Origin of the sequence: Sorangium sp. So ce726 (assembly GCF_051521405.1) — a bacterium.
GTDB lineage: Bacteria > Myxococcota_A > Polyangia > Polyangiales > Polyangiaceae > Sorangium.
The window spans coordinates 1,916,006-1,942,487 of record NZ_CP150349.1; the positions used below are offsets into that span (position 1 = coordinate 1,916,006).

Sequence of the window (26,482 nt, forward strand, 5' to 3'; positions counted from 1 at the left end):
GCCAGGGGCGCCACGCCCCGGCCGCGGATCCCGAAACCGAGACCAGCATGAGCCACAAGCGCAAAGGATTGCGCCCCGGGGATCCATACCCGCTCGGCGCGACGTGGGACGGCCTTGGAACGCAGTTCGCCCTCTTCTCGGAGAACGCCGAGGCCGTGGACCTGTGCCTCGTCGACGACGAGGGGAACGAGCAACGCCTGTCGATGCGTCACCGTACCTCCCTCGTCTGGCACGTCTACGTGCCGGAGGTCGGGCCGGGGCAGAAATACGCCTATCGCGTGCACGGCCCGTGGGCGCCGGAGCGGGGGTTGCGCTTCAACCCGCGGGTGCGCCTGCTCGATCCGTACGCGAAGGCGCTCGCCTCACGGGTCCGGTGGGACGCCGGCGCGTTCGCCCACCGGAGCGGCGAGCCCGACGGCGACCTCGCCATGGCCGAGGGGGAGGCGCTCGGCGCCCCGCTCGGCGTCGTCATCGACCCGTCCTTCGACTGGGGCGGCGACCGGCGCCCGTACGTGCCGTTCCACCGCAGCGTCATCTACGAGGCGCACGTCCGCGGCATGACGATGCAGCACCCGGAGATCCCGGAGGAGCTCCGCGGGACGTACCTTGGCATCGCCCACCCGGCCATCATCGGATACCTGCGGTATCTCGGCATCACGGCCATCGAGCTCCTGCCCGTGCACGCCTTCGTGCACGAGAAGTTCCTGCTCGACAAGGGGCTCCGGAACTACTGGGGATACCACTCGATAGGCTTCTTCGCGCCGGACGTCGGGTACCGCGCGGGCGCCGAGGTGGCGTCGGAGGTGCGGCAGTTCAAGGAGATGGTGAAGGCGCTCCACGCCGCAGGCATCGAGGTCATCCTCGATGTCGTCTACAACCACACGGCGGAGGGCAACCACCTGGGCCCGACGCTGAGCCTGCGCGGCATCGACAACCCGACCTACTACCGTCTCGTCCCTGGCAACGAGCGCTACTATTTCGACTACACGGGCACGGGGAACACCCTCAACGTGCGTCACCCGCAGACGCTCCAGCTGATCATGGACTCCTTGCGGTACTGGGTCCTCGAGATGCACGTGGACGGGTTCCGCTTCGACCTCGCGGCGGCGCTGGCGCGCGGCCTCCACGACGTCGACCAGCTCTCGAGCTTCTTCACGATCATCCATCAGGACCCGGTGCTCAGCCAGGTGAAGCTCATCGCCGAGCCCTGGGATGTGGGCCCCGGCGGCTACCAGGTGGGCAATTTCCCGGTGCGCTGGGCGGAGTGGAACGGCCGTTATCGGGACACGCTGCGCGACTTCTGGCGCGGCTCGGGCGGCACCGCCTCGGATCTCGGGTTCCGGCTCACGGGGAGCAGCGATCTCTACGAGAACAGCGGGCGCAAGCCGTACACGAGCATCAACTTCGTCACGGCCCACGACGGCTTCACCCTGGCGGATCTCGTCTCGTACAACGAGAAGCACAACGAGGCGAACGGGGAGGGGGGCTGCGACGGCGCCGACGACAACCGCTCGTGGAACTGCGGCGTCGAGGGGCCGACCGACGACCCCGAGATCCTGAAGCTGCGGGCGCGCCAGGCGCGGAACATCATGGCGTCGCTCCTGTTCTCGCAGGGGACTCCGATGCTCCTCCACGGGGACGAGCGGGGGCGCACGCAGGAGGGGAACAACAACGGTTACTGCCAGGATAGCCCGCTCACGTGGCAGCCGTGGGGCTGGGACGAGGCGTCGCGGGCGCTCCTGGAGTTCACGCGCAAATGCCTCCGCATCCGTCACGAGCACCCCGCGCTCAGGCGCTCGATCTTCTTCAAGGGGCGCCCGATCCGGGGCGGCAAGACCTACGATATCCAGTGGTACCGCCCGGACGGGGAGCTCATGACCGACGAGGACTGGTCGAACCCGTGCACGCAGTGCCTCGGCGTGTTCCTGTCGGGAGAGGGGCTCGACGACGTGGACGAGGAGGGCGATCGGCTGGTCGACGACGACTTCGTCCTGCTGCTCAACGCGTCGCCGTGCGACCTGGGCTTTCTCATCCCCTTCGCCGATGATCCCAGGCCGTGGCAGCTCCTCGTGGACACGCAGGACGACGTCGCCGTCGAGACGCGGAAAGGCGGCGAAGAGACGGCGCTGACATCGCGCTCGCTCAAGCTCTTCCTCCGCAGCCGCCGCTCTGCTCTGCATGTAGCAGAGCTGTAGAGCGGGGCGCTCAGAAGGCGTTGAAGGCGCCGAGGAAGAGCGGGGGGCCGGCGAACGCGGCGTCGAGGAGGGCGGCCGCCTTGGCGCTGCCTACCACGAAGCCCTGGCTCAGGAGATCGCGCGCCGAGGAGGCGCCGAAATAGATCTGCGTGAGCCGCTCGATGGAGAGCGAGAGGCGGTCTCCCGCCGTGCTGCCGGGCGCCGTCTGGATGCCGCGCGCCGCGAAGGTGACGTCAAAGGCGCGCGGCGCGTCGGTGAACACGGGGTCCTCGACGTCGACGCCGATGGCGCCGCGGACGGCGTGCTTCCGCGGTGACGGGTGCAGCGCGAGCGCGGCGGCGACGTCGACGATACGCCCCATCGCGCCCGCCGCCGTCAGGCCGAGGACGCTGCGGCGCTGCGCCGTGTGCGCGGGCGGGCACAGGCCGGGGTGCCGGGCCGCCGTCTCGTACACGATCGGCTCGTCGCGGATGCCGGGCTCGTCGAGCAGCGGCGCGCCCTGGCCGCGCGGGAGCGTCAGCTCCACGACCTCGTACTGATCGCCGAGCGCGCCGAGGAAGCCGATGAGCCCGCGGTAAGCGCCCGGCGTCGGCGCGTGGAGCTCGCGGACGAGCAGCTGCTGGGCGCCGTAGGCGCCGCCCTCCGGGACGTCGAAGAACAGGTAGCCGGCGATCGCCTTGGAGCCCGGATCCACGTAGACCGCGCCGCTCGGAGAGCGCTTGAAGACGCGCACGTCCCACCAGTAGTCGCTCCGCTTCAGCTGCCCCGTCGTGTCGGCCCGCGCGACGTCGTAGGCCTGCTTGATGAGCGGCTCGTCCCGCGGGCGAGAGAAGGCCCGCACGTGGCGGCGCAGCACCGAGTCCGGGAGCCGATCGGGCGAGGTGCGCACGACGTCCCGGAGCTCGCAGACGCCGAAGCCGAACCTGCGGTAGAACGAGAGCCGGAAAGGGTGGAGCAGGGTGAGCGCCTCGCCCCGGCGGCGCATGCGGCGGAGGCTCTCGCGGACGAGCCGATCCGCGATGCCCCGGCGGCGGAACTCCGGGAGCACCGCCACGGACGAGAGGCCCTGGAACGGCACGTCCGCGCCCGCGAAGCTCATCGTCAGGTCGAGCGAGGCGACGTACCCGACGAGCTGGCCGTCGGTCTCCGCGACGATCACGTTGTCGAGGGCGAGGTGCGCGTGCTCGGTGAAATACCGCAGCCACGCCTCTGGATCACCCGCCTGGAACGCGCGGTAGGCGACCGTCGCGAGGGTGCCCTCCTCGCCCTTGCGGGCGCTGCGAAACACGAGCTCATGGTTGGAACGGCTCGGGGTGCGGGTGCGCGCCATGCCGGTCAATCTACCCTGGGAGGCGCGCTCCCTGGGCCCGGCGGCCCGGCGGTGGCCCGGCGAAGCGCTTCGGACATCTCCTCGGCCGATCCGAAGCGGCCGGACGGCTCACGGGCAAGCGCCTTGACGAACCACGCGTCGAGGGCAGGCGTGATCTCGGCGCAACGCTGGCTCGGAGGCGAGAAGGTGCCGATCCGGATGGCGCCGAGGAGGGCCTCGATCCCCTTCTGCTCGAACGGCGGCGCGCCGGTGAGCGCGTGGTACGCCATGACGCCCACGGACCAGAGATCCGAGCGGCCGTCGACCAGCTTCGGGTTGAAGAACTGCTCCGGGCTCATATAAACGAGGCTGCCGACCACCGCGCCCGTGTTCGTCAGCGTGGTCCCATCCGGGTCGACATCCCCCCTGGCCACCCCGAAATCGAGCAGCTTGACGCAGATGCCTGCGTCGGTGTCGGCGAGGAAGACGTGCTCTGGCGTGATGTCCCGGTGAATGATGCCGAGCTTGTGCGCCGCGGTGAGCCCCGCGCAGAGCTGCAGGACGAGGGCGAGTGTCTCCTCCAGGGGGAGGCGCCCGGCGCGCGCTAGCCGGTCGGACAGCTCCTCGCCCCGCAGCAGCTCCATCACGATGTACGAGAGGCCGTTGGCGGCGACGCCGTGCTCGTACACCTCGGCCACGTGAGGGCTCTTGATCCTCGCCATGAGCGCGCCTTCGCGGTGGAACCGGGCGACCGCGGTCGCGTCGGTCGCGAGCGACGCAGAGATGAACTTGACGGCGACCTCCTTGCCGAGCCCGAGGTGATGCGCCGTCCAGATGCTGCCGACGCCTCCCATCCGGAGGAGGACGTCGAGCGTCAGGTGCGGCGCTACGTGGGATCCAGGCTCAAGCCGCATAGACAATCAGTATGAATGATGCTCGCACCAGTGCACGTTTCTCTGGTCTCTGTCCACCGGGCGGGCGGCCGGCTCAATACAGCCCATCGGGTGGTCGCCCATCGGACATGAACTTCCTGGCTACAGCCGCGATCCGGCGCGCGGAGAGCTCCCGCCGGACGGGGACCACGTGGGTGAGCAGCGCCGCGAGGTACGCGCCGTCGGGCTGAGGATCGGACGACTCGAGCCGCTCCAGCGCCTCGAGCGTCTTCACGGCGTGCGCCGTGAAGATGGGCCTGACGGCGGCGTCGAACGCGGCGAAGGGGGCGAGCTCGGCGAACGCGCGCCGGCGACCCGCGGCGTCGAGCTCCCGCGCGATCGCGAGCGCAGCGCCGACGTCGCGCGCCTCCACCGCCTGGAGCAGCCCGCCGCCCCGCGCGCGGGTAGCAGCGGTAGCGGACGCGTGCGGCGTGGCGGCGTCCGCCTTGCGGAGCTTGCCGACGAAGCCGGCCGCGAGCACGGCGAGCTGCGCGGCCTCGCGCGGGAGGGCCTCACGCCCGAGCGCCGCCGCCGCCTCCGCGAAGGTGACGGCGTGGGTGACGTCGAGCACCCCGACCTCGGCGTCGAGGCGCGCTTCCCAGGCCGAGTCGAAGCGCGCGAGGCGGACGGCGGCGGCGTGGCCGATCGCGCCGAGCAGCGCGAGCGGCCCGGCGCCGCGCGCGAGCCAGCGCACGGTCGCCTCGACGGCCGGCTGCTCTCCTGCGAGCACCTCGGCCTCGAAGGCGGCGCGCTCCGCGCCCTCGAGCGGCGCGGCGTCCGGGCGCGTGGCCGCCGCGGCGCCGTCGGGGCCGGGCAAGGGCAGATCGGCGAGGCGCGCGAGCGCGGCGCGCGTGGCGGTGAAGGGGGGCAGGCTGGTGTCGGCGGTCGCCCAGGCGAGCTGCACCGTGGAGGCGGCGAGGACCTCGTCGGCGGCGGACGAGAACCGCTCGGCCAGCTCGAGCGCCTTCGAGAGGAAGATGGCGCCGTGCCCGTAGTCGTACAGGTGCTGCGCGACGAAGGGCATGAGCGCGCGGCGCGCGCCGGCCGTGCCGCGGATCTCGACGAGCTCGCGCATCCGCGCCTCGGCCTCGTCGCGGCGCTCCGCCGCGAGCGCCTCGCTCACCTTCGCCGGCTCGTCGAGCTCGAAGTCGGCGATGCGCGCGAGGGGCGAGCGGGCCCCCACCTTGCCGGGGCCCTTGCCGCGGGGGCCTAGCCGGGCCGACGCCTCGCCGATCGCGTGGGCGGCGACCACGAACGCCTCCTCGGCGGGGATCCTGCCGCGCTCGACCCAGGCGCAGAGATCCGCGAGCAGGGCGAGGCCGTGATCGAAGCCGTACTCGGCGCGCTCCGCCCCGTCCTTGGCGAGCACCTCGAACGCGAGGTGCAGGCTGCCGAGGCCGGTCTCCCCCCGGTGGAGCCCGAGGGCGCCCAGCCGGAGGCCCTCGCGCAGCGCGCGCGCCGGCTCGTCGCGCAGGATGGCCTCCCGCAGCCCGGCGACGAGGCGCCGCACCTCGGCCGCGGTGTCGACGGCCCGGTTGAGCTGCACGCGCCCGCCGTCGATGCGCGTGGCGTAGCGCCGCACCGGCTCGCCGCCGAACGTGCAGGCGCCCGAGGCGAGCTCGAACTTCCAGTTGTGCCATGCGCAGGTCAGCACGCCGCCGCGCAGCGCGCCCTGCGAGAGCGGGTAACCCTGGTGCGGGCAGCGATCGTCGAGCGCGTGGACCTCGCCGCCCCGGAGGACGCAGGCGAAGCGCCGCCCTGCGTCGTCCTTGCGCAGCACGGGCACCTCCGCCGGAAATTCGGAGAGGGGGCCCAGATCGATCCAGTCCGACTTCATGGCGTCTCCGCGCGGCGGCGCGCGCCGCAGCGGGTAGGCGGCGCGCGTCGTGAAAGCGACGCATCGTAGCCGAGAGCGGGGCGGGGCGGGGCCACGAACGGGGCCGCCGCGAAAAGTTCCCGGTCCGGACCCGCGCCGGTCGCTCACCCCTTCACGCAGAGGACCTGCCGGAGCTCGGCGACGACCTCCACGAGATCGCGCTGGTCTTCCATGACGCGCTCGATCGGCTTGTAGGCGGAGGGGATCTCGTCGAGGACGCCGCCGTCCTTGCGGCACTCGACTCCGGCCGTCTGCGCGGCCAGGTCGTTGACCGTGAAGCGCCGCTTCGCCTCGCCGCGGCTCATCTTGCGCCCCGCGCCATGCGAGGCGCTCTCGAACGCCTCGGGGTTGCCGAGGCCGCGGACGATGTACGAGCGCGTGCCCATCGAGCCGGGGATGATGCCAAGCTCGCCCTTGCCCGCTCGGATCGCGCCTTTGCGCGTCACCAGCACGTCTTCGCCGAAATGACACTCTTCTGCCACGTAATTGTGATGGCAATAGATGGCTTCCTGGATCGCGAGCTGCGGAAAGTGCCGGCGGAGGACGCCCTCGGCGAGGTGGAACATGGCCTCGCGGTTCGTCCGCGCGTACCGCTGCGCCCAGAAGAGGTCGTGCCGGTAGGCCTTCATCTCCGGGGTGCCGGCGAGGAACACCGCGAGATCGCGATCGGGCAGATCGCGGTTGTGGGCGAGCTTCTTCGCCGTGGCGATGTGGATCTCGGCGAGCTCCTTGCCGATGTTGCGAGAGCCGGAGTGGAGCATCAGCCACACGCCGCTGTCCGTATCGAGGCAGAGCTCGATGAAGTGGTTGCCGCCCCCCAGCGTGCCGAGCTGGCAGCGCGCCCGTGTGAACAGCCCCTGGACCTTCGGGCTCAGGCTCGCGAACTCGTCCCAGAGCGGGAGCCGCTCGAACCCCTCCGGCGGGGCGTCGTGGGCGGCGAACCCGACGGGGATCGCCCGCTCGATGTCGCTGCGGATCCGCCGGAGGTCGTCGGGCAGATCGGCCGCGGTCAGGTTCGTGCGGAGCGCGCCCATCCCGCAGCCGATGTCGACGCCGACGGCGGCCGGCGCCACCGCGTCCCGCATCGCGATGACCGAGCCGACGGTCGCGCCCTTGCCAAAGTGGACGTCGGGCATGGCGGCGACGTGGTGGAACACCCAGGGAAGGGCGCTGATGTTCCGCAGCTGCTCCAGCGCGATCTCCTCGACCTCGTCCGGCCGGGTCCACAGCTTGATGTCCACGTTCTTGCCCTTGATCTGCGCGGGTCCCATGCGGGCAGAATAGCGCGGGGCGCGTGTAGGCGAACAGCGAGGGGCGCATGCGGCCGCATCGCGAGGCGCGCGTGCGGGCGCATCGCGAGGCGCGCGGCTACCCCGTTCGGCCTTGCGGGACCTCTGGGTTCTTGATACGCGTCGAAATCGCTGCTTCCGGGGTCCTTGTTCATGCCGTCTGCTCGCGTGCTCTCCATCGCAACCCTGGCGGCCTTCGCCGCTCTGTCGTGTGGGGGCACGAGCGGTTGTGACGGCCGCAAACCGAGCGAGGACCCCGCGGCCGGGAAGCCCGCCGCCGCGGCTTCCGCGACGGCCAGCGCCGCGGAAGGCGCGGAAGGCGCGGAACGTCGACAGCGCGCTTTGCCCCCGGGTGACGACCGCTTCGCGGCCCAGATCGCGGCGAACTTACCCCGGGTGCCCGATCCGACGATCCAGGCCCCGGACGGCGGGGGCGCGAGCGCCGAGCTCGACAATGGCACCTTCCGCGATCGCGCCATCGCCTTCGTCCGCCAGGTGGCAGCGGGCGGTGACAAGGTGACGTGCGATCTCGCCCTCTCGTCCAAACGCCCTTTCCGCGCTGTCGTGATGGGCTTTCAGGAGGGGAAGCAGATCGCCCGCGGGGAGGCGTCGGACGCGGGGCTCTGCGTCGCGCTGAAGGACGCCGCGCGCAGGGCCGTGGCCGCGGCGGGCGGCGCGGCGGCGATGACGAGCGCGCTCGCGGGCGCGCGGCTGGTCGTGGAGCTTCCGGATCATCACGAGTCGATGGTGGAGAGCGTCGAGCGCCCGGGGAAGGGCGTCGAGCTCGTCGAGGGGCTGGTGCCGGTGCGCGTCCTCGACAAGCCCCTCCTCGCGCGGCGCATCGAGGATGGCAAAGGCTATCTCTTGCGCGTCATCGATCCGCGGCACAAGGGGGTTCACAAGTACTACCACGCCCCGGCGGACCGGTTCGAGCGCGAGCTGCACACGATCTACACCGCGTCCACGGCGCTGACGCTGCTGAAGCTGCACGCCTACAAGCCCGACGAGCGCCTGCTGCGGCTGGCGACGGAGGCCGCCGGCTTCATGATGGGCATGCAGAGCCGCGAGGCGCGCGATCGCACGGCCGGCGGCTTCTTCTATGCGTTCGACCTGGAGCGCGAGCGACCCGAGCGCCGGCTGGTCGTCGGTACGGCGTCGAAGTCGATCTTCACGCTCCTCGAGCTCCACGGCGTCACGAAGGACAAGAGGTACCTCGAGTCCGCCGTGCTCGCGGCCGAGTGGCTGATCTCGATGCAGCGGCCGGACGGCAGCGTGCGCTCGGCCCTGACCGGGCAGGAGGGCGGGGCGTGGAAGGTCCAGGGCAAGGACTCGACGCTCTACACGGGTCAGGTCCTCTCCGCCCTGTCGCGCACCTACCGGGCCACGAACAACAAGAAGTACCTCGACGCCGCGGCCCGGACCGCGGACTACCTGCTCGCCAGGATCGCGGAGAAGGGGTGTTTCCTCGGCGACGATTACAGGAAGCCCAACCCGATCTCGAGCTCGTGGGCGGTCCAATCGCTGCTCGACTTCGCCAAGGCCGGCGGCGACCAGCGCGTCGAGCAGACCGTCTTCCGCTGCGCCGACGACCTCGTGAAGCGGCAGTGGCGCAGGCCCGAGGACGCCTACCGCTACGGCCGCTGGCAGCGCTCGCTGTCGAGCAGCGGGAGCGGCTGGCTCGCCGAGGTGATGTCGGAGGTGTACCACCATTGCCGGAAGAGGGGCACGGAGGGCTGCGATCGGTACAAGGACGCGGTGGTCGCCGCGATCCGGTTGCTCTTGCAATACACCTACGGTCCGGAGAGCTCGTTCGTGGTGAAGAACCCGCAGGCGGCCGCCGGCGGGGTGTTCTGGAGCGTCAGGGATCGTTATGTGCGCACCGACTCGGTGTGCCACGCGATGAACGCGTACCTCAACATGATCGGCGAGCTCGGCGACGGCACGCTGCTCACGCTGCCCGAGCGGCCCCTCGCCGAACGGATGGCGCTCGCCGCGGAGGCGCCGGGCGCGGCGGACGCGGGGCTCCCCGAGGACGACGGCGAGGAGGCCGCCGCGGGGCAGTCCGGGCCGAAGGGCGAGGACGCGGACGACTGAAGGCAGCGCGCGCAGACGGGGGCGGCGTCGCCGGAGGGCGCGCGGCCGCGGCCCGGCGTCGCTTCGCCGAGCGGGGTGCCCCAGCGCCGGAGCCGGCGGAACACGTCTTCAGCCCGCTCGAGAGACGAGAGCAGAGCAGTATGAATGATTTGACGTTGTTTCAGGAGAACTCCCGATGGCTCAGGTGAAGATCTACGGAATCAAGGAGAGGCTCAATCCGGTGAAGGAGGCCCTGTCGAGGGTGATCCACGCCTGCGTCATGGAGGCGCTGCAGATGCCGCAGGACAAGCGGGCGCATCGCTTCTTCCCGATGGAGCGCGAGGACATGCTGGCGCCGGGCGGGCGCACCGACGCCTATACGATCATCGAGATCTCGATGATCACCGGGCGCAGCGTGGAGACGAAGAAGAAGCTCGTGCGGCTCCTGTTCGACAAGATCCGGGACGAGGTCGGGATCGACCACCAGGACATCGAGATCTGTATCTCGGAGTCGCCGCCCCACGACTGGGGGTTTCGCGGGATGCACGGCGACGAGGTCAAGCTGAACTACAAGATCAACCTCTAGCGTCCGAGCGCTCGCGGGCTTCCTTCCCCGCGCGGCAGCGCGGGCCAGGAGCCGATGCAGATCCGGCGGTCAGCGCGGCAGCACGGCCACGATGCGCAGCGGCCCGCCGGAGCCGGCGCGAATCTTCATCGGGAGCGCGATGACGAGCGCTCCTCGCGGGGGCAGCGAATCGAGCGAGGCGATGTTCTCGAACGCCGGGATATCCGCCCCGAGCAGCGCCCGATGCGCCATGAAGTTCCTCGATGGGCCGTGGTCGATGCTCGCCGTGTCGATGCCCACCGCCCCCACGTTCCGCTCGATGAGCGCCCGCGCGGCGTCCTCGCCGATCCCCGGAAAATGCAGCGCCTCGGCGTGGCCAGGTCGATCGTCGCCGAGATAACGCTTCTTGTCAGGCCAGCGCGCGCCCCAGCCCGTCCGGATCATCACGATGGTGAGCGGCTCGATGGCGCCGTGCGCCCGCTCGAACGCCTCGATGTCCGCCAGGCTCACGAGGTAGTCGCTGTCCCTGGCCGCGGCGGCCGACACGTCCACCACCACCGCAGAGCCCACGAGGCGGGATAGGGGCACGGCGTCTGCGGTCGATTTGCCCTCGGCGAAGTGGATGGGCGCGTCGAGGTGCGTGCCGCCGTGCTCAGGCGCGCAGAGCGTGTACGCCGAGTAGAAGTAGCCGCCCTCGGTCTTGCCGTGGTGCACCGTACCGTGGGTGAAGCCTGTCGTCGCCGTCGGCCAGTAGATGGTCTTGTCGTCGAAGGGATAGGTCAGGTCGACGAGCCGCGCGCCCTCGGGCAGTCGGATGTCACTCGCGCCCGCGCCTCCAGGGGTGTTGCCCCGCGCTCCCGCCTGCTCCGCCGCGCAGCCCGCCGAGAGCGTGGCGAGCAGGAGTACCGTCGTGATCAACGTTCGCATCGAGCCCCTCCTTGCCGGCCGTGCAACCGGCCGCGTGAGATGATTCTGTCACCGGCCTCGCGCTGGGGCATCGATCCTGAAATTGCGCAAATTGCACGCGGGAGAGCAATCAGCGCGCCGGCGCGGCGACGGCGACCTGGCCGCCGGCCGCCCGGCGCGCCGCAAACCGGTTCTCCTGCAGGGGAAGCCCGTAGTGGTCCCGCAGCGTCGTGCCCTCGTATTCCGTACGGAACAGGCCGCGCCGCTGCAGGATGGGCACCACGTGCTCCGCGAACGCCTCCAGGCCGGAGGGGAGCAGCGGCGGCATCACGTTGAAGCCGTCCGCTGCCCCCTGGGTGAACCACTCCTCGATCGTCTCCGCGACCTGCTCCGGTGTGCCGGTGAACGTGCGGTGTCCGCGGCCGCCCCCGAGGCGCGAGAGCAGCTGCCGCACGGTGAGGTTCTCCCGTCGCGCGAGGTCGGTGACGAGCGCGAAGCGGCTCTGCATCCCCCGCACCGCGGTCACGTCGCCCACGGGGGGAAGCGGCCTGTCTAGGTCCGCTTCCGTCAGCTGGACGCCGATCAGGTTGGACAGCTGCTTCAGGCCGTAGGCGGGCACCTGGAGCTCGGCCAGCTCGTTCTCGCGCCGCCGGGCCTCCTCCTCGGTGCCGCCCAGGACGGGCACGATCCCCGGGAGGATCTTCACGAGCGCCGGCTTCCGACCGAACGCGGCAACCCGCCGCTTGAGGTCCGCGTAGAACGCCTGCCCCTCGGCCAGCGTCTGCTGCGCCGTGAACACCGCCTCGGCGTACTGGGCGGCGAACTCCCTGCCGTCCTCCGAGGAGCCGGCCTGGACGAGGAGCGGGTGCCCCTGCGGCGTGCGCGGCACGTTGAGCGGACCGCGCACGCGGAAGAACCGGCCCTCGTGGTCGATGCGGTGGATCTTGTCGCCGTCCGCAAAGCGCCCTTGTTCCCTGTCGCCGATCAGGAAGTCGTCTTCCCAGCTGTCCCACAGCTGGAGGCACACGTCGACGAACTCGGCCGCGCGCTCGTACCGGTGCCGGTGCTCCGGTACCTCGTCCAGCCCGAAGTTCTGGGCCGCGTCGCTGCCCGCGGTGGTGACGATGTTCCACCCGGCGCGGCCCCCGCTGATGTGGTCTATCGTGGCGAAGCGGCGGGCCAGGTTGTAAGGCTCGTTGTACGTGGTCGAGGCCGTCGCCACGAGCCCGATCCGCTCGGTCACCACGGCCAATGCCGGCAGCAGCGCCGTCGGGTCGAGCCGACCCACGGGCCGGTACCGGATGTCGCCCTGCAGCGCCGGGCCGTCGCCGAAGAAGATCGAGTCGAACTTCGCCCGCTCGGCCACGCGGGCGAGGTGCTGGTAGTGCGCCACGTCCCACGTGCCGGTCAGGTTGCTCTCCGGGTACCGCCACGCCGACTCGTGGTGTCCTATCGTCATCAGGAACGCGTTGAGGTGCAGCTTGCCGGGTCGGGGGGGCACGGTCACGGGATACTCCTTCTCGAACTCGGGGGACGCGCGGGCGGCTTGATGGAGAGGCGGCCGACGGCGCGATGGAGGAAGCGGCGGACGGCGGGCGATAGGCAACTCCAGTGCCGCAGCTCCGCTCGGCGTATGGCGGTGGACGCGGGTCGGCGCGCGCCTGCTGGCAGGACACGCGGAGCTTCGATGCGCCCGGAAGGCTGCTGGTGCGCTGCTGCTGCAGAAGCACCCGGTGGCGATCCGCTGCTCCCGGAGCACTCGACAGGCCATCGGAGCAGTTCTCGGCGCCGCGCCCGCCATGGCGCCGCCACCTGCCTGGCGCCACGGCACACCCTGGATTCCCCTGATTTCGGCTGCCTGCGCCCCTGGTACGCGCGCTGCCATGGACCCGGCGCATGGGAGACGCCGACATCACGCTTCGCCACCTCGCCCGGAGGCGCCCCGAGGACCTGGTGCGCGCCCTCCTTCCGGAGGGCCGTCCCGTCGAGGTCCTCGGCTGGGTCGACAGCCAGGTCACGAACATCGAGCGTCGCCTCGACAAGGCCATTCGCTTGCGGATCGACGGCGAGCCGCGCGTGCTGCACGTCGAGTTCTGCTTCGCGCTCCGCGACGATGTTCCGGATCGCCTCTTCGAGTACCTCGGCTTCCTCTTCGCCGCGCTCCGCCTCGATGCCCAGGGGGAGGCGGTGCCGCCGATCGAGAGCGTCGCCGTGGTCCTGTCGGGCCGTAGGCAGCGACTGCCGACGACGGGCAAACGCTGCATCGCGTGGCCGGGGCGGCCGTTCAGCGGCGCGCACTTCCGCATCGACGCCGTCTACCAGCGCACGGTCTCCGAGCTGCGGGCGCGCGGCAGCGTGCTCTGGCTGGTGTTCGCGCCTCTCGCCCGGAACGCGACCCTGGCGGCGCTGAGGCAGATCGTCGCGGAGATCCATACGGGGGCGGCCACCGCCGAGGAGCGGGCCGAGCTGTACACGGCGCTCCTGGTGATGGCCACCATCGATCCCTGGGGGCATAATCTGCTGAAGGAGCTCGTCATGATGGTGGAGGACAAGGAAGAGGGGCTGCTCCGGCGCACGCCGATCATCGGGGAGATGATCATCGAGGCCGAGCGACGTGGCGAGGAGCGCGGGGAGCGACGCGGTGAAGAGCGCGGCGAGGAGCGCGGGGAGCGACGCGGTGAGGAACGCGGGGAGCGACGCGGTGAGGAGCGAGGCAAGCAGCAGGCGATCGCGGAGCTGCTCGGCCGGCTCTTCGCCCGGCGGCTCGGGCGGCGTCCGACGGCCGAAGAAGAGCGCTCGATCATCGAGCGAGCCCGCGCCATCGGTCCGGGCGAGGTCGAGGATGCGTTGCTCGATCTCGAGGCCGACGCGCTGGTGCGCTGGCTCGCGGAGCCGCTCCGCACGTCGTGAGCTCGGCGGGAGGATGGTTCTCCGCGCGCGTGGCGCGTGATCGCAGCGATTCGATCCAGGTAAGTGCAGCCGCCGGACAGCAGCCGCAGCGGCGCGGTCCAGGTCGGGAACGACCGTCGGCCCGAGCGGGCGCGGCCATCCGCGCCGGCGGCGGTCAGCCGCTCCGGCGGGGCGCCCGCTTCTTGGCTCCGGCGTGCGGCGGGCTCTTGGACTCCCTCGGTCGCGGCGCCCCTTCGAGCTCCGCTTGAAGTCCCTTGAGGAGTAGCTCCAGTCCATACCGGAACCGCGCGTCCGTGTCGGTGCTCAGGAGGTGCGGAAGCGCCGCCGCGAGGTGCGGGTAAGCTCCTCGCTCCACCGCCTCGCGGAAGAGCGCTGGATCGGCCTTGCCGGGGTCCGCTCCCGGGCGGACCACCAGGGCCTGCTCCTCGAGGGTGAAGCCGATCACGTAGTACACGATCGACCAGCACCCCCACGCCGCGGCGCGCGGGGAGAGACCGGCGTCGCTCAGCGCGCCGAGCAGCACCTCCGAGACCCGCAGCGTGTTGTCCTGCGCGACGTAGGTCCCCGCGAACACCCGCGCCCCGTCGCGGTGCGCGAGGAGCGCCCTGCGGAGCCGTTCGGCCATGTCCGCCGCGAGCTCCATCCCCGAGAGCGCTACCGGCACGCTGTCCGCGCAGCCCGCCAGCATGGCCTCCGCCATCGCGTCGAGCAACTCCTCCTTGTTCTTGATGTGCCAGTAGAGCGTCGCCGCCTGGACATCCAGCTCCTGCCCGAGCCGGCGCATCGTCAGCGCATCGAGCCCGACGTCGTTCAGGAGACGCAGCGCCGTCGCGACGACCTGCTCACGTCGTAGCCGCATCGCCGGTCCTTCCCTCGTTCGCGCCCGGAAGTCGAAGCACGGCCTTGACTCTAACACCGTTCAATTTACTCTAACGTTGTTAGAGTTTGGGACGTGGAGGTTTCGGTGTTGATGCAAAATGATGTTGTTGTGGTTGGAGGTGGCCCGGTAGGGATGTTGCTGGCCTCGGAGCTCGCGCTCGCGAAGGTCCGGGTCCGTGTGCTGGAGCAGCGGCGGATGCGCACCGAGCAATCGCGCGCGCTCACGGTGCACCCGAGGACCCTGGAAATCCTCGATCAGCGCGGGATCGTGGACCGCTTCCAGCGCCGGGGCGTGCCGGTGCCGGCAGGGCATTTCGCGTGGCTCGACACGCCGCTCGATTTCTCGCGCCTCGACACGCGGCACCCGCACACGCTGTGGCTGGCCCAGGCCCAGACAGAGGCGCTCCTGGAGGAGCGGGCCCGCGAGCTGGGCGTCGAGATCCAGCGCGGTCGTTCGGTCGTCGAGGTCGCGGAGAGGGAAGGTGAGGTCGCGCTGCGGGTCGAAGGCCCCGCGGGGCAGGCCGAGGAGCGCGCGCATTACGTGGTGGGGTGCGACGGGGCGAGGAGCGTCGTACGACGCTCGATCGGCGTCGGGTTTCCGGGCACGGAGACGACGGTGACGGCCATCCTGGGCGACGTGGAACTCGACGAGCCTCCGGCCAGGCCGTTCAGGCACACGTGCTCGCGCGGCTCCGTGCTGGCGGCCCCGCTTCCACCCGGCGATCACGAGGGCGTCTATCGCTTCGTCGTGTTCGATCCGCAAAGGGTGCACGTGAGCACGTCCGAGCCGGTCACGCTCGAGGAGCTGCAGAGCGGCGTCGCGCGGATCGTCGGAAGGGACTTCCGGATGCGCAATCCACGGTGGCTGTCGCGCTTTGGCAATGCGACGCGGGTCGCCGAGCGGTACCGGCGCGGGCGGGTCCTCCTCGCGGGCGACGCGGCGCACATCCACTTTCCCGCCGGCGGCCAAGGGCTCAACGTCGGGCTGCAAGACGCGATGAACCTCGGCTGGAAGCTCGCGGCCGAGGTGAACGGTTGGGCGCCGCCCCACCTCCTGGACAGCTATCATGCCGAGCGTCACCCCGTGGGCGTGGCCCTGGGGCGCAACACGGAGATTCAGACCAAGCTCGGCGACTTCTCGGAAGCGGGGCTTTCGCTCCGCCAGATGATGAGCGAGCTGCTCGCCATGGATCCCGTCAATCGGCGGATCTCCGAGATGATCAGCGCGCTCGACGTCGCGTATCCGACCGGCGGGGCAGCGGAGGCGCACCCCTGGGTCGGTAGGCGGGCGCCCGATCGCGCGCTCGTGACGGACTCCGGCGCTTCGCGGCTGTACGAGCTGCTCCACACGGCCCGGTTCGTCCTGATCGACCTCGCCGGCGCGGTCGATCTCCGGGAGGCAGGCGCGGCGTGGGGCGATCGCGTCGACGTCGTCCGCGCGACGGCCGCCCCCGAGAGCGATCTCGCCGCCGTCGATGCGGTCCTGGTGAGGCCGGACGGGCACGTCGCGTGGGCGAGCGACGCTGCCCGACGGGCGACGCGCCTCGCCGATCTGAGGAGCGCGCTCGCGTCCTGGTGCGGGCCCGCGTGAGGCCGCGAGGGTGCACTCACACCTTCGGCTCGGAAGAGGTGGAGAAGGTGGAGCACCGACGCCCGTTCGCGCGTTCAGCGCCCGCGCGCTCCTGGGTTCGGCCTGGCGCGCCCCGACGCGAAGCGCTAGCGTCTGGCCAGGGTGCGCAGGGGCGCCCTCCCCGCCGGAAAGAAGCCTTTCACCCTGCGACGCGACGACCGCGAGTCACCTCGCACTGTCATGACCACGTCGACATCCTCGGGCCGAGGGAGCGGGTAGCGGCCGATTCGAGAGGAGACGTCCATGATGGATCCCGTTCGCGAGCTGAAGACCCGCGCTGAGCTGCTGCACAAGCAGCTCGCGTCGAACGACGCCAAGGCGCTTTTGCGCCTGCGCGCGCTGCCCGAGCTCGGGCGCGCCGACGAGGCCGCGCTCGCCGCGGCCGCTCCCGGAATCCGCAGGAAGCACTGCCTCGCGGTGGTCGCGCGCGAGTGCGGCTTCTCGAGCTGGGAGAGCGCGCGCCTCGCCCTCGCTGGAGAGCCCGGCGCGCCCGAGCTCGGGACGCTGCTCTACGGCCGGGATGGCGGCGTGCTGCACCACTGGTTCGCGACCTACGAGGAGGCGCGCGCCCACGTCGACGCGCTGCCGGAGGCGTCGCCCGGCTATCTCCTCGCGTACAAACACCACTTCTTCGTCGCCGATCGCGCGTTCGTCGCGTCGCTCGGGCTCGATCCCGACGACCCGGACTGGCAGGCGATCGGGTGGGACTGGGCGCGGCCTGCCGATCTCGCCGCGCGGAGCCGCCTCTACGCAAAGCGGCTCGCCTCGATGCGGGGGCGGGCATGAGCGCCCCGGAGCTGCACCCGGACCTCACCGCCGCGATCGAGGCTGCGTTCCCGGGGCGCCCGGTCCAGGACGTGACCTCGCTCTCCGGCGGGTTCTCCGGCGCCGCGCTGATCGCGTTCGTCGTCGACGGCGCGCCGTACGTCGCGAAGCGCTTCGCGCTCGATCCGAGCGATCCGGAGCGCGCCGCGCGCGAGAGCGCGTGCATGCGCATCGCGTCCGAGCGCGGCGTCGCGCCGCGCCTGCGCCACGCGGACGCGCGGACGGGCGTGACGATCATGGACCGGATCGCGGGGACGCCGCTCCGCCCGACGCGCGATCCGGCGCAGATCGAGCGGGTCGCGACGGCGTTGCGGCGGCTCCACGACGGTCCGCCGTTCCCGCGCAGCCCGTCGCGCATGGACTTCCTGCGCTCCCTCGACGCGCAGTGCGCCGCGGTCGCAGGCGCGGGCCTGCCAGCCGAGCTCGTGCGCGCCGTGGTCGAGCTCGAGCGTGTGAGCGCGCCGCACGCGCACGCGGCCGCGTGTCATCGCGACCTCAACCCGAACAACGTGCTCGTGGCGGCCGAGCGCGTGTACTTCGTCGACTGGACCCACGCGGGCGCGGGAGATCCGTTCATCGATCTCGCGCAGCTCGGCGTCTTTGCGTGCCCGCGGCCCGAGCAGCGCGAGGCGCTGCTCGAGGCGTACCTCGAGAGGCCCGCGAACGACGGCGAGCGCGCGCGAGCGGGCCTTGCGCGCGCCATCGCCCTCGCCTTCTACGCCGCGAGCTTCTTCTTCGTGGCAGCGCGCCTCGGCGGGCCGCCTCCTGAAGACGACGCGTCCCGCCCGCTCGCGGAGGTCCTCGCCGCGTTCGGCGCCGCGCCGGAGCGAACGCACCCCGGCGTCGTCGCCGCCGCCCTCCTGCGCGAGATGCGACAGGAAGCCCGGGCGCTCGACGTCCTGCGCGGCTGGCCATGACGTCACGCTGAAGGCCTGGGTCGCGAGCCCCGACGAGGATCGCGACCCACCTCGATGCTGCTCGCGCCGGACACGATGGTGTGGACCATCCAGGCGCGGCGGTCGCCGTCCTCGACGACGCGCAGAGCGCATTGCGAGTACGTATCTCGATTTCTCTCTCTCCGAATCATTGCCCGCGCCAGGGGCTGTTTGCCGCGATTGGTTGGGCCTGCCCGGGGCCGACGGGCTTCGCGTGAACGGCAGAGTCTGCCATTTACGTGGAGGAGCCGCACTTGACGTCGTGAGCGGCAGATCCGCATAATCACGCCCATGAGCTACATCGACGGTTTTGTCACTCCTGTGCCCACGGGCAAAAAGGCAGCTTATCGCGAGGTCTGCGTGAAGGCCGCGGAGGTCTTCCTGGAGTATGGCGCGACGCGCGTCGTCGAGTGCTGGGGCGACGACGTCCCCGACGGCAAGATCACCGACTTCAAGGGCGCAGTGAAGGCCGAGCCAGGCGAGACCATCATGTTCTCCTGGATCGTGTGGCCATCGAAGGAGGTGCGCGACAAGGCGGGCGCGAAGATAAAGGACGACCCGCGCATGCAGCTGACAGACAACCCGCCGTTCGACCCCAAGCGCATGATCTGCGGCGGGTTCGCTGTCCTGTTCGACTCGAGCGGAGAGGAGCGCTAGGCGAGCACCAAGGTCAACAAGATCACGCCGCACCTCTGGTACGCGGAGGAGGCGGCCCGGCTCCCCGAGGCGATGCTCAAGATGGGGGAGCTGGACATCGCCGGCCTCAAGGCCGCGCACAGAGCGCGCTGAACGCCGGCGCAGGGCGCGCCGCTGTGGGCGCCTGCTGATCCTCCCGCGTGAACGCGAGCCGCCGGTCTAGACGGCTGCAGCCTTGTCCCACCCCCTCGGTAGCGCACGCGTGTGCCGGTCGAGCGCCATGCACCGCGCTTCTTTGATATACAGACCAGGACGGAACCGAGGGTACGGATGAACGGTGATGCGGATTACAGGGCTGTCGTTGCGGAGAACCAGCAGCTGAAGCAGCGCATCCGGGAGCTGGAGGAGGCCGAGGAGGCGCGGGATCGCCTCCAGGCGGAGCTGCGCCAGAGCGAGGAGCATGCGCGCGTCTTTGTCACCTACAGCCCGGCTGCGGTGGCCATGTTCGATAAGGACATGCGCTACATCCTGGCCAGTCATCGCTGGCGGGAAGACTTCGGCATGAAGGAGGAGAACATCATCGGCCGATGTCATTACGATCTCTTCCCCGAGATCCCCGAGCACTGGAGGGAGATCCACCGGCGCTGCATCGCAGGGGCCTCGGAATCGAATGATGAAGAGCCCTTCCCGCGGGCCGACGGGAGCGTCGACTGGGTGCGCTGGAAGATCTTTCCTTGGTACAAGTCGACCGGCGAGATCGGCGGGATCATGCTGTTCACGGAGGTGATCACCGACCGGAAGCGGCTCGAGGACACGCTCCGGTTGCAGGCGAAGACGCTCCTGGAGCTGTCGACACCCATCGTGCCCATCAGCCAGGGCGTCCTCGTGCTGCCGCTCGTGGGCGTGCTGGACGCGGCGCGGGCGCAGCAGATGATGGAGAACCTGCTGAGCAAGGTGGTCGAGCGGCAGGCGCGGGTGGCGATCATCGACGTCACCGGCGTGCCGCACATCGACGCGGCCTCGGCGAGCGCCCTCCTTCAGGTGGCGCGGGCGGTCCGGCTGCTCGGGGCGCAGGTCGTCCTGACGGGCATCCGACCGGAGGTGTCCCAGGCCATCGTCTGCCTCGACATCGATCTCACCGGCATCGTGACCCGCCGTGACCTGCAGAGCGCGATCTCGTTCGCGACCGGGATGAGCCTGGCGCCCGCGTCGCCGTCCCAGCCTTGACGCACCTTGCCCGGGGGCTGCTGCTGCAGCAGCACCCCCGCAGCACGCGCCTGCTGCTCCAGCAGCAAAGGGTCGTCCGATATAACGGATCCTTGTCTTTTGAAGCGGACATAAACCTGGTACGCCGCATGCAGAAGGGAATTCGCAGCGGCGCAACGAGCGTCGAGCTTCTTTCCTGACAGAGTGCGCGGCGTGTGCCGCGCGCGGCTGAGTTTCCTTCGCTGCCGGGAGGCGTCGGGGCCTTCGAGCCCTCTCTGAATTCTCCCCCGGGACGGCGCGCTGGAGCGCGAGGGCGCGGCCACAAGGCCGAGCGCATCTGCGGTGCTTCCGCCCGACCTGCTCTGCTGGCCACGGTGAAGGCTTGGTCCGCGCAATGCAATGCGTCAGGACGAGTGTTGACCTGAAGAGAGCCATGAAAGATCCAGTGATCGCGCGCGGCGCGGTCTCAGCCATCCTTGCGAGCACGACCCTGACGAACGCCCTCCCGGGCGCGCCAGCCGTCGTGCGGCGCCGAGCCGCGACGCGCCCTGCGCTCTGCGCGCAGGCGCGCTCCGCAGCGCCCCCCTGGCGCTCGCAGCGGCTCGCGCCCCGCCGGAGCGGCGCTGACGTCGAGCGTTGGACCGCCACGCGCTGTAGGGGCGCCGCGCTCGCGGCGCTCTAGCTCGAAGGCCTCTCACATTCTCAGCACAGGAGCGGGCGCCTGGTCGGCGCGCGGCCTCGTGCGCCCTGGGCGCGGCTGCCCGGCGCCGATGGCCGCCGCGCGACCGCGCGATCGCGCCATGGAGTCATCGTCATGAGCGTCTCATCCTCTCACCTCTCGCTGAAAGACGGCAAGAAGACCTCTCGCTCGCGGGTGGTGCGCGACAAGCTCGATTACCCGGTGATCGACACCGATCTGCACACGATCGAGTTCGCGCCGATCCTCGAGGACTACATCGCGAAGTACGGCGGCGCGAAATCCGTCGACGAGTTCCGCGACGCGATCAACCGGGGCTTCGGCTACCTGAGCAACGAGTGGTACGAGCTCACGCCCGAGCAGCGCGCGGCGCAGCGCTCGGTCCGGCCGCCGTGGTGGGCGCTGCCGACGAAGAACACCCTCGATCTCGCCACGGTGTCGCTGCCCAGGCTGCTGCACGAGCGGCTCGGCGAGTCGGGGACGGACTACGCGGTTCTTTTCCCGAACGTCTCCACGTTCGCCACCCACGTCGGCAAGGAGGACCTGCGCCGGGTGCTCATCCGCGCGGTCAATGCCTATCACGCCGACGTGTACCGGCCGTACGCCGACCGCCTCACGCCTGTCGCGGCCATCCCGCTGCACACGCCCGAGGAGGGTGTCGAAGAGCTGGAGTTCGCCGTGCGTGAGCTCGGCCTCAAGGTCGCCCTCATCCCGGGCAACCTCCGGCGGCCGATCCGGTCGGTGGCCGAGAAGTACCCGTCGCGGCACCACCCGGACGTCGCTCGGCACGCGAACTGGCTCGACACGTTCGGCGTGGACAGCGAATACAACTACGACCCGTTCTGGGCCAAGGCGGTCGAGCTCAGGACGGTGCTGACCACCCACTCCGCCGGGATGGGGTGGACCAGCCGCAGCTCGGTCTCGAGCTACATGTACAACCACATCGGCCACTTCGCCTCCGCCTCCGAGGCGCTCGCGAAGTCGCTCTTCTTCAGCGGCGTGACCCGCCGGTTCCCCGATCTCCGCGTCGGCTTCCTCGAGGGAGGGGCGGCGTGGGGCGCGACGCTGTTCGCGGATCTGGTGGGGCACTGGGAGAAGCGCAACGGCAGGGCGGTCCAGAACTACAACCCCGACCTGATCGACGCGAAGCTGCTGTACGCGCTGTACCAGCAGTACGGCGGCGAGGAGGTCGGGGCGCGGCTCGGAGACATCCACGCTGTCCTCGGCGGTGCGCTCGGCGTCTCGAACAACTCGCGGAGGCAGCCGCAGGACCCGGGCGCGCTCGACGACTTCTCGGTGGCGGGCATCGAGCGGATCGAGGACATCCGCGACCGGTACGTGCCGAACTTCTACTTCGGCTCGGAGGCGGACGACGCGACGATCGCGTACGCGTTCAACACGAAGGTCAACCCGCTCGGCGTCCAGCTCAACGCCTTCTGGGCGTCGGACAGCGGCCACTGGGACGTGCCGGATCTGACCGAGGTCCTCGCGGACACCTGGAGCCTCGTCGAGCGCGGGGCGCTCACGGAGGCGAACTTCCGCGATCTCGTGTTCACCCATCCATACAACTTCTTTGCCGGCAAGAACCCCGGCTTCTTCGCCGGGACCGCGGTCGAGCAGAAGCTGCGGAAGAGCAAGGCGGCCTGAACGTGAAGCGTCGGGCGGGGCGACGGAAGCAGCCCCGCCCGACGGTAGCTGTGAATCAACGAACCCATCTGGATCCATTCATGCGTTTGCTCGACCGCTCAAGAACCGCCATCTCATCGACCCTCGCGACGGCCGTCGTCCTTTGCGTGACACAGGCGAGTGCGCAGAACCCGCCCGGCAGAACCCAGGGCGAGCGTCCTGCGCCTGCCGGCGCCGCCCCCGCGACTGCTGGCGCGGCCCCTGCGCCTGCCGGCGCTGCCCCTGCGCCTGCCGGCGCCGCCCCCGCGCCTGCTGGTGCGGCCCGTACGCCCGCCGGTGCGGCGCCTGCTGGTGCGGCGCCTGCGCCTGCTGGCGCGGCGCGTACGCCCGCGCCTGCCGCTGCGGCGCCTGCGCCCGCTGGTGCGGCGCAGGCGCCAGCTGGCGCGGCTGCGGCGCCTGCTGGGGCAGCCCCCGCCGCGCCGGGCGCCGCGGCCACCGCCCCGGCTGCTCCCGGCGCCACGCCCGGCGAGCCGGCCCCCGGCACCCCGCCCGCGGGCGACGCAGCCGCGGAGGCCTTCGTCGAGCCGGATCCCAACGCCGTCACGCGGGACGACCTGCAAGGGCTCGTCACCGACCTCGAGAACTTCAAGTTCCAGTGGCAGCGAGAGCGCGACCTCCACACCGCCCTCTCGACCCGCTCTCTCCTCGTCGGTGGCGTCATCCAGGCGCGCATCGGATGGACGGAGCAGCCGGTGAACTCGGCGACCTCGAACGATCGCAAGGTGACGTTCGACACGGGCGCCGCGACCCTCACGTTCAATGGCATCCTCTACAAGGACTACGAGGAAGGCCGCAACCTGACCTACTCGGTGCGCTTCGGCGCCTCGCCCCAGCAGGCGAGCAACAACAGCTTCCTCAACCTGCTGGACGCCCAGCTGGCGTACTCCGTGCTCCCCACCCTCGCCCCCGAGGACTGGGTCCTGCAGGTCACCCTGGGCCAGCAGCTCCTGCCCTTCGGGCTGGAGGTCCCCGCGAGCGAAGAGCTGAAGCCGGTGATCACCAACGCGCAGTTCACGACGAAGCTCGGGCTGAACCGGCGCGACCTCGGGCTCATCGTCCGCGGCGACGTGCTGCCGCAGGTGGACTACGGCTACAACTACCGGGCGCCCATCCTCGCCTACGCGATCGGCATCGTCAACGGGAGCGGGCCGAACACGCCCGACGACAACAGCGAGAAGGACATCATCGGCCGCCTCGCGTTCACCGTGCCGTCCGACTACAACTCCATCCTCCGCCAGATCACGCTCGGCGGGAGCGCGTACATCGGCTGGCAGAACACGTTCCTCAAGGACGAGAAGAAGACGCTGTCCGGAAAGGGCGTCAAGCGCCGCTTCGGCGGCGATATCTACTACAACCACTATCCGATCGGCGTCACCTACGAGTTCATCTACGGCCAGGACGACGTGACGCTCGGGACGACGGCGGAGGACCCTCGGAAGACGAGGCAAACCAGCCTGTCGCACGTGGCGACCTTCTTCTACAACTGGGGCGAGCAGTTCCTGAGGGGCTACCGCAACCAGGGCCGCTACGACGACTGGTGGCCGAAGACCTACCAGCCGTTCCTCCGCGTCGACCTCTTCGACCCCAGCACCGAGGTGAAAGAGAACCGGGTCGACGTCTACACGCTCGGCTTCAACGTCTTCTTCGCGGAGACGACGAAGTTCCAGCTCAACTTCAACCGTCGAGACGACCGCACGAGCACCGAGGGAGCCAAGCACGAGATCCTAGCCCAACTCCAAGGCGCCTTCTAGAGGGGGCTCACCCGCTGCGGATACGGGCCCACCTCGACGTTTTCGGTGCTCGGCGTACTGGAGTACGCCTGCGCGCCGAAAACGTCGATCTGGACCCGTCTCCTGTGCGGGAGAGCCCCCTCTGGGGGCGGCGCGTGGCAATGAATTCAGAGAGGAAAGTTATGAGACGAGCTTTGGTTTTGGTGCAGATACTGGTCGCGGCGATCTTGACGTTGTCTGCGCATGTGGCGCGGGCGGAGGCGCCTGGCGTTATCCGGGTGGCGTTCGCGGGGGTGGGGATCGGGAACCGGCCTTTTGTTGGCGGGAGCAGTCTGAGCGTGGTGCACGCGCGGGGGCTCCTGGAGGAGGAGTTCAAGAAGGACAACATCAAGATCGAGTGGTCCTTCTTCAAGGGCGCCGGGCCCGCCGTCAATGAGGCGTATGCGAACCGCCTGCTCGATTTCGCGCTCCAGGGAGACCTGCCGTCGAGCATCGGGAGGGCGGGGGGGCTCAAGACGAAGCTCCTTGCCGGGGTGTCGACGAGGCAGCATACGTACCTGGCCGTCCCGGCGGACTCGTCGATCGCGTCGCTCGCGGACCTCAAGGGGAAGAAGGTCGCCCTCTTCAAGGGCACGAACCTCCAGCTCGCCGTCAACAAGATCCTCGCGGGGAGCGGCCTGTCAGAGCGCGATCTCCGGATCCTCAACATGGACAGCGCGACCGCGAAGGCGGCGCTGGCGACCAGGGACATCGACGCCGCCTTCGGCGGATACGACCTGCTCACGCTCCAGGATCAGGGGGTCGCCAAGATCGTCTACTCGACGAAGAACGACTCGCCGGCCTACCTGCGGCACGCCCACCTGATCGTCACCGAGGACTTCGCGAACAAGTATCCCGACATCACGAAGCGCGTCGTCAAGGTCGTGGTGCAGGCCGCCCACTGGATCGCGCAGAACGAGGCCAACCCGGCGCCGATCTACCAGCTCTGGTCCAAGTCGGGCGTGCCGTACTCGAACTTCAAGTCGGACCAGACGGGCGACTCGCTCAAGGTGCGCGCGAGCCCCCTGTTCGATGAATACCTGATCTCCCGCTACAAGGCGGCCGTCGCCGACGCGAAGCGGTTCGGCCTCGTCAGGAACACGTTCGACGTCGACTCCTGGATCGATCTGCGGTTCCTGAACGCGGCGCTGAAGGAGCTGAACCTCGAGGGCTACTGGCCCGAGTTCGACGTGAACGGGAAGGTCAAGCACCCCGGGAGGTCATGAGAGGGGAGCGCGCGGCGAAGGGGCCTAGCGCAGGGCGGAACGCCACGAGAGAAAGGCAACCAAGATGACGCAGCAGGGAATTCAAGAAAGCCAGACCCAGGCCGGCTACAAGCTCGCGGCGCCCGACGTGGCGCTGCCCGCGGGCGGTGTCTCCCGGCTCCTGTCGCGGAAGGTGGGCAACGTCGCCGTGGGGCTCGTCTTCCCGGCGGCGCTCCTCCTCGCGTGGAGCTACGCCTCGCAGCGCGAGCTGATACCGGCGCAGATCCTGCCCGCGCCAGGGCTCGTCGTGCAGACGCTGACCGAGCTCGCGAGCTCGGGCGATCTGCACACGAACATCGCCATCAGCCTCGGTCGCGTCCTCGGCGGCTTCGCGGCGGGCGGCGCGGCGGGCCTCGCGCTCGGCATCGCCATGGGGCTCTCGCGGCGGATCGAGGAGCACGTCCACCCGCTCTTCAAGGCGCTCGCGCAGGTCCCCGCGCTCGCGTGGCTGCCGCTGGTCATGATGGTGGTGGGGATCGGCGAGTCGCTCAAGCTGATCCTCATCGCGCAGGCGAGCCTCATCCCGGTGGCGATCAACACGTTCGAGGGCATCAAGAACGTGCCGAGATCGTACATCGAGGTGGCCCGGGTCTTCCGGTTCAGCCATGCTCAGCTGCTCCGGAAGGTCGTGCTCCCCGCCGCGGTGCCGTCCATCGCCGTCGGCATCCGTTACGGCCTGACGCAAGCGTGGCTGTCGCTCGTCACGGTCGAGCTCCTGGCCTCGTCCGAGGGCGTCGGGTTCCTGATCGTCTGGGGCCGCCAGCTGTTCCAGCTCGACGTGGTGCTCTCGGCGATCCTCGTCGTGGGGATCGTCGGGCTCGTGCTCGACAAGGGGCTCGAGGCGATCGAGGCTCGCCTCCTCCGCTGGCGGCGCGCCGCCCTGTAACACCTCACCGAAG

Annotated in this window: 20 protein-coding genes; 13 read left to right on the top strand and 7 right to left on the bottom strand. The window is 70.3% G+C overall.

Translation table 11 applies throughout. From position 1 onward, the window contains the following. Nucleotides 1-47 precede the first annotated feature (47 nt). Nucleotides 48-2,195: a glycogen debranching protein GlgX gene (glgX, locus tag WME79_RS07235; protein WP_437533741.1), complete on the top strand. Its 2,148-nt coding sequence runs from the start codon at nucleotides 48-50 to the stop codon at nucleotides 2,193-2,195. Between the two features lie 10 nt (nucleotides 2,196-2,205). Here the strand turns inward: glgX and WME79_RS07240 are convergent, their stop codons facing one another. The 4 genes from WME79_RS07240 to WME79_RS07255 all read right to left on the bottom strand — a co-directional run bounded on the left by WME79_RS07240 (nucleotide 2,206) and on the right by WME79_RS07255 (nucleotide 7,583). Next, entirely contained in the window at nucleotides 2,206-3,525 is a 1,320-nt protein-coding gene (locus tag WME79_RS07240; protein WP_437533744.1) for a GNAT family N-acetyltransferase, read from the bottom strand. Nucleotides 3,526-3,530: 5 nt separating this feature from the next. Next, the gene (locus WME79_RS07245) at nucleotides 3,531-4,418 is read right to left on the bottom strand and encodes a serine/threonine-protein kinase (RefSeq protein ID WP_437533747.1); all 888 of its coding nucleotides are present in this window, start codon (nucleotides 4,416-4,418) and stop codon (nucleotides 3,531-3,533) included. Nucleotides 4,419-4,491: 73 nt separating this feature from the next. Continuing rightward, nucleotides 4,492-6,273 (bottom strand): Rieske 2Fe-2S domain-containing protein, encoded by a 1,782-nt coding sequence (locus WME79_RS07250; protein WP_437533750.1) that lies wholly within the window; start codon nucleotides 6,271-6,273, stop codon nucleotides 4,492-4,494. Nucleotides 6,274-6,416: 143 nt separating this feature from the next. Next, nucleotides 6,417-7,583: an RtcB family protein gene (locus WME79_RS07255; protein ID WP_437533752.1), complete on the bottom strand. Its 1,167-nt coding sequence runs from the start codon at nucleotides 7,581-7,583 to the stop codon at nucleotides 6,417-6,419. 414 nt (nucleotides 7,584-7,997) lie between these two features. Between WME79_RS07255 and WME79_RS07260 the strand changes: the two genes are divergently transcribed. Together WME79_RS07260 and WME79_RS07265 are read left to right on the top strand one after the other, a co-directional pair. Beyond that, complete coding sequence (locus tag WME79_RS07260) at nucleotides 7,998-9,695, top strand: D-glucuronyl C5-epimerase family protein (protein WP_437533755.1); 1,698 nt, start codon at nucleotides 7,998-8,000, stop codon at nucleotides 9,693-9,695. Between the two features lie 175 nt (nucleotides 9,696-9,870). After that, the gene (locus WME79_RS07265; protein WP_437533757.1) at nucleotides 9,871-10,260 is read left to right on the top strand and encodes a tautomerase family protein; all 390 of its coding nucleotides are present in this window, start codon (nucleotides 9,871-9,873) and stop codon (nucleotides 10,258-10,260) included. Nucleotides 10,261-10,329: 69 nt separating this feature from the next. Here the strand turns inward: WME79_RS07265 and WME79_RS07270 are convergent, their stop codons facing one another. Together WME79_RS07270 and WME79_RS07275 are read right to left on the bottom strand one after the other, a co-directional pair. Further along, entirely contained in the window at nucleotides 10,330-11,166 is an 837-nt protein-coding gene (locus tag WME79_RS07270) for a cyclase family protein (RefSeq protein ID WP_437533760.1), read from the bottom strand. A 109-nt stretch (nucleotides 11,167-11,275) separates the two neighbouring features. Continuing rightward, the gene (locus tag WME79_RS07275; RefSeq protein WP_437539790.1) at nucleotides 11,276-12,646 is read right to left on the bottom strand and encodes an LLM class flavin-dependent oxidoreductase; all 1,371 of its coding nucleotides are present in this window, start codon (nucleotides 12,644-12,646) and stop codon (nucleotides 11,276-11,278) included. 395 nt (nucleotides 12,647-13,041) lie between these two features. Between WME79_RS07275 and WME79_RS07280 the strand changes: the two genes are divergently transcribed. After that, nucleotides 13,042-14,055 carry a hypothetical protein gene (locus tag WME79_RS07280; RefSeq protein WP_437533762.1) on the top strand — a complete coding sequence of 338 codons (1,014 nt, stop codon included), beginning with the start codon at nucleotides 13,042-13,044 and terminating at the stop codon, nucleotides 14,053-14,055. 154 nt (nucleotides 14,056-14,209) lie between these two features. Here the strand turns inward: WME79_RS07280 and WME79_RS07285 are convergent, their stop codons facing one another. Beyond that, nucleotides 14,210-14,914 carry a TetR/AcrR family transcriptional regulator C-terminal domain-containing protein gene (locus WME79_RS07285; RefSeq protein ID WP_437533765.1) on the bottom strand — a complete coding sequence of 235 codons (705 nt, stop codon included), beginning with the start codon at nucleotides 14,912-14,914 and terminating at the stop codon, nucleotides 14,210-14,212. A gap of 111 nt (nucleotides 14,915-15,025) precedes the next feature. On the opposite strand from WME79_RS07285, the gene WME79_RS07290 reads away from it, so the two are divergent. The 9 genes from WME79_RS07290 (at nucleotide 15,026) to WME79_RS07330 (ending at nucleotide 26,469) form a co-directional block, all read left to right on the top strand. Then, a complete protein-coding gene (locus WME79_RS07290; protein WP_437533767.1) occupies nucleotides 15,026-16,525 on the top strand; it encodes an FAD-dependent monooxygenase in 1,500 nt (499 codons plus the stop codon). Nucleotides 16,526-16,807: 282 nt separating this feature from the next. Next, nucleotides 16,808-17,350 (top strand): hypothetical protein, encoded by a 543-nt coding sequence (locus WME79_RS07295; RefSeq protein WP_437533770.1) that lies wholly within the window; start codon nucleotides 16,808-16,810, stop codon nucleotides 17,348-17,350. After that, on the top strand, nucleotides 17,347-18,306 hold the full coding sequence (locus tag WME79_RS07300; RefSeq protein ID WP_437533773.1) for a phosphotransferase: 960 nt from the start codon (nucleotides 17,347-17,349) through the stop codon (nucleotides 18,304-18,306). The genes WME79_RS07295 and WME79_RS07300 overlap by 4 nt, the downstream gene beginning before the upstream one ends. 309 nt (nucleotides 18,307-18,615) lie before the next feature. Further along, nucleotides 18,616-18,981, top strand: a complete 366-nt coding sequence (locus WME79_RS07305) for a DUF1428 domain-containing protein (protein WP_437533776.1) — start codon at nucleotides 18,616-18,618, stop codon at nucleotides 18,979-18,981. A 309-nt stretch (nucleotides 18,982-19,290) separates the two neighbouring features. Beyond that, nucleotides 19,291-20,187, top strand: coding sequence for an STAS domain-containing protein (locus tag WME79_RS07310; protein WP_437533779.1), 897 nt, complete (start codon nucleotides 19,291-19,293; stop codon nucleotides 20,185-20,187). Between the two features lie 793 nt (nucleotides 20,188-20,980). Beyond that, nucleotides 20,981-22,510, top strand: coding sequence for an amidohydrolase family protein (locus WME79_RS07315; RefSeq protein ID WP_437533782.1), 1,530 nt, complete (start codon nucleotides 20,981-20,983; stop codon nucleotides 22,508-22,510). Nucleotides 22,511-22,656: 146 nt separating this feature from the next. Further along, nucleotides 22,657-24,300: a hypothetical protein gene (locus WME79_RS07320; RefSeq protein ID WP_437533785.1), complete on the top strand. Its 1,644-nt coding sequence runs from the start codon at nucleotides 22,657-22,659 to the stop codon at nucleotides 24,298-24,300. 161 nt (nucleotides 24,301-24,461) lie between these two features. Continuing rightward, on the top strand, nucleotides 24,462-25,544 hold the full coding sequence (locus tag WME79_RS07325; RefSeq protein ID WP_437533788.1) for an ABC transporter substrate-binding protein: 1,083 nt from the start codon (nucleotides 24,462-24,464) through the stop codon (nucleotides 25,542-25,544). Nucleotides 25,545-25,608: 64 nt separating this feature from the next. Continuing rightward, nucleotides 25,609-26,469 (top strand): ABC transporter permease, encoded by an 861-nt coding sequence (locus WME79_RS07330; RefSeq protein ID WP_437533790.1) that lies wholly within the window; start codon nucleotides 25,609-25,611, stop codon nucleotides 26,467-26,469. Nucleotides 26,470-26,482 lie beyond the last annotated feature (13 nt).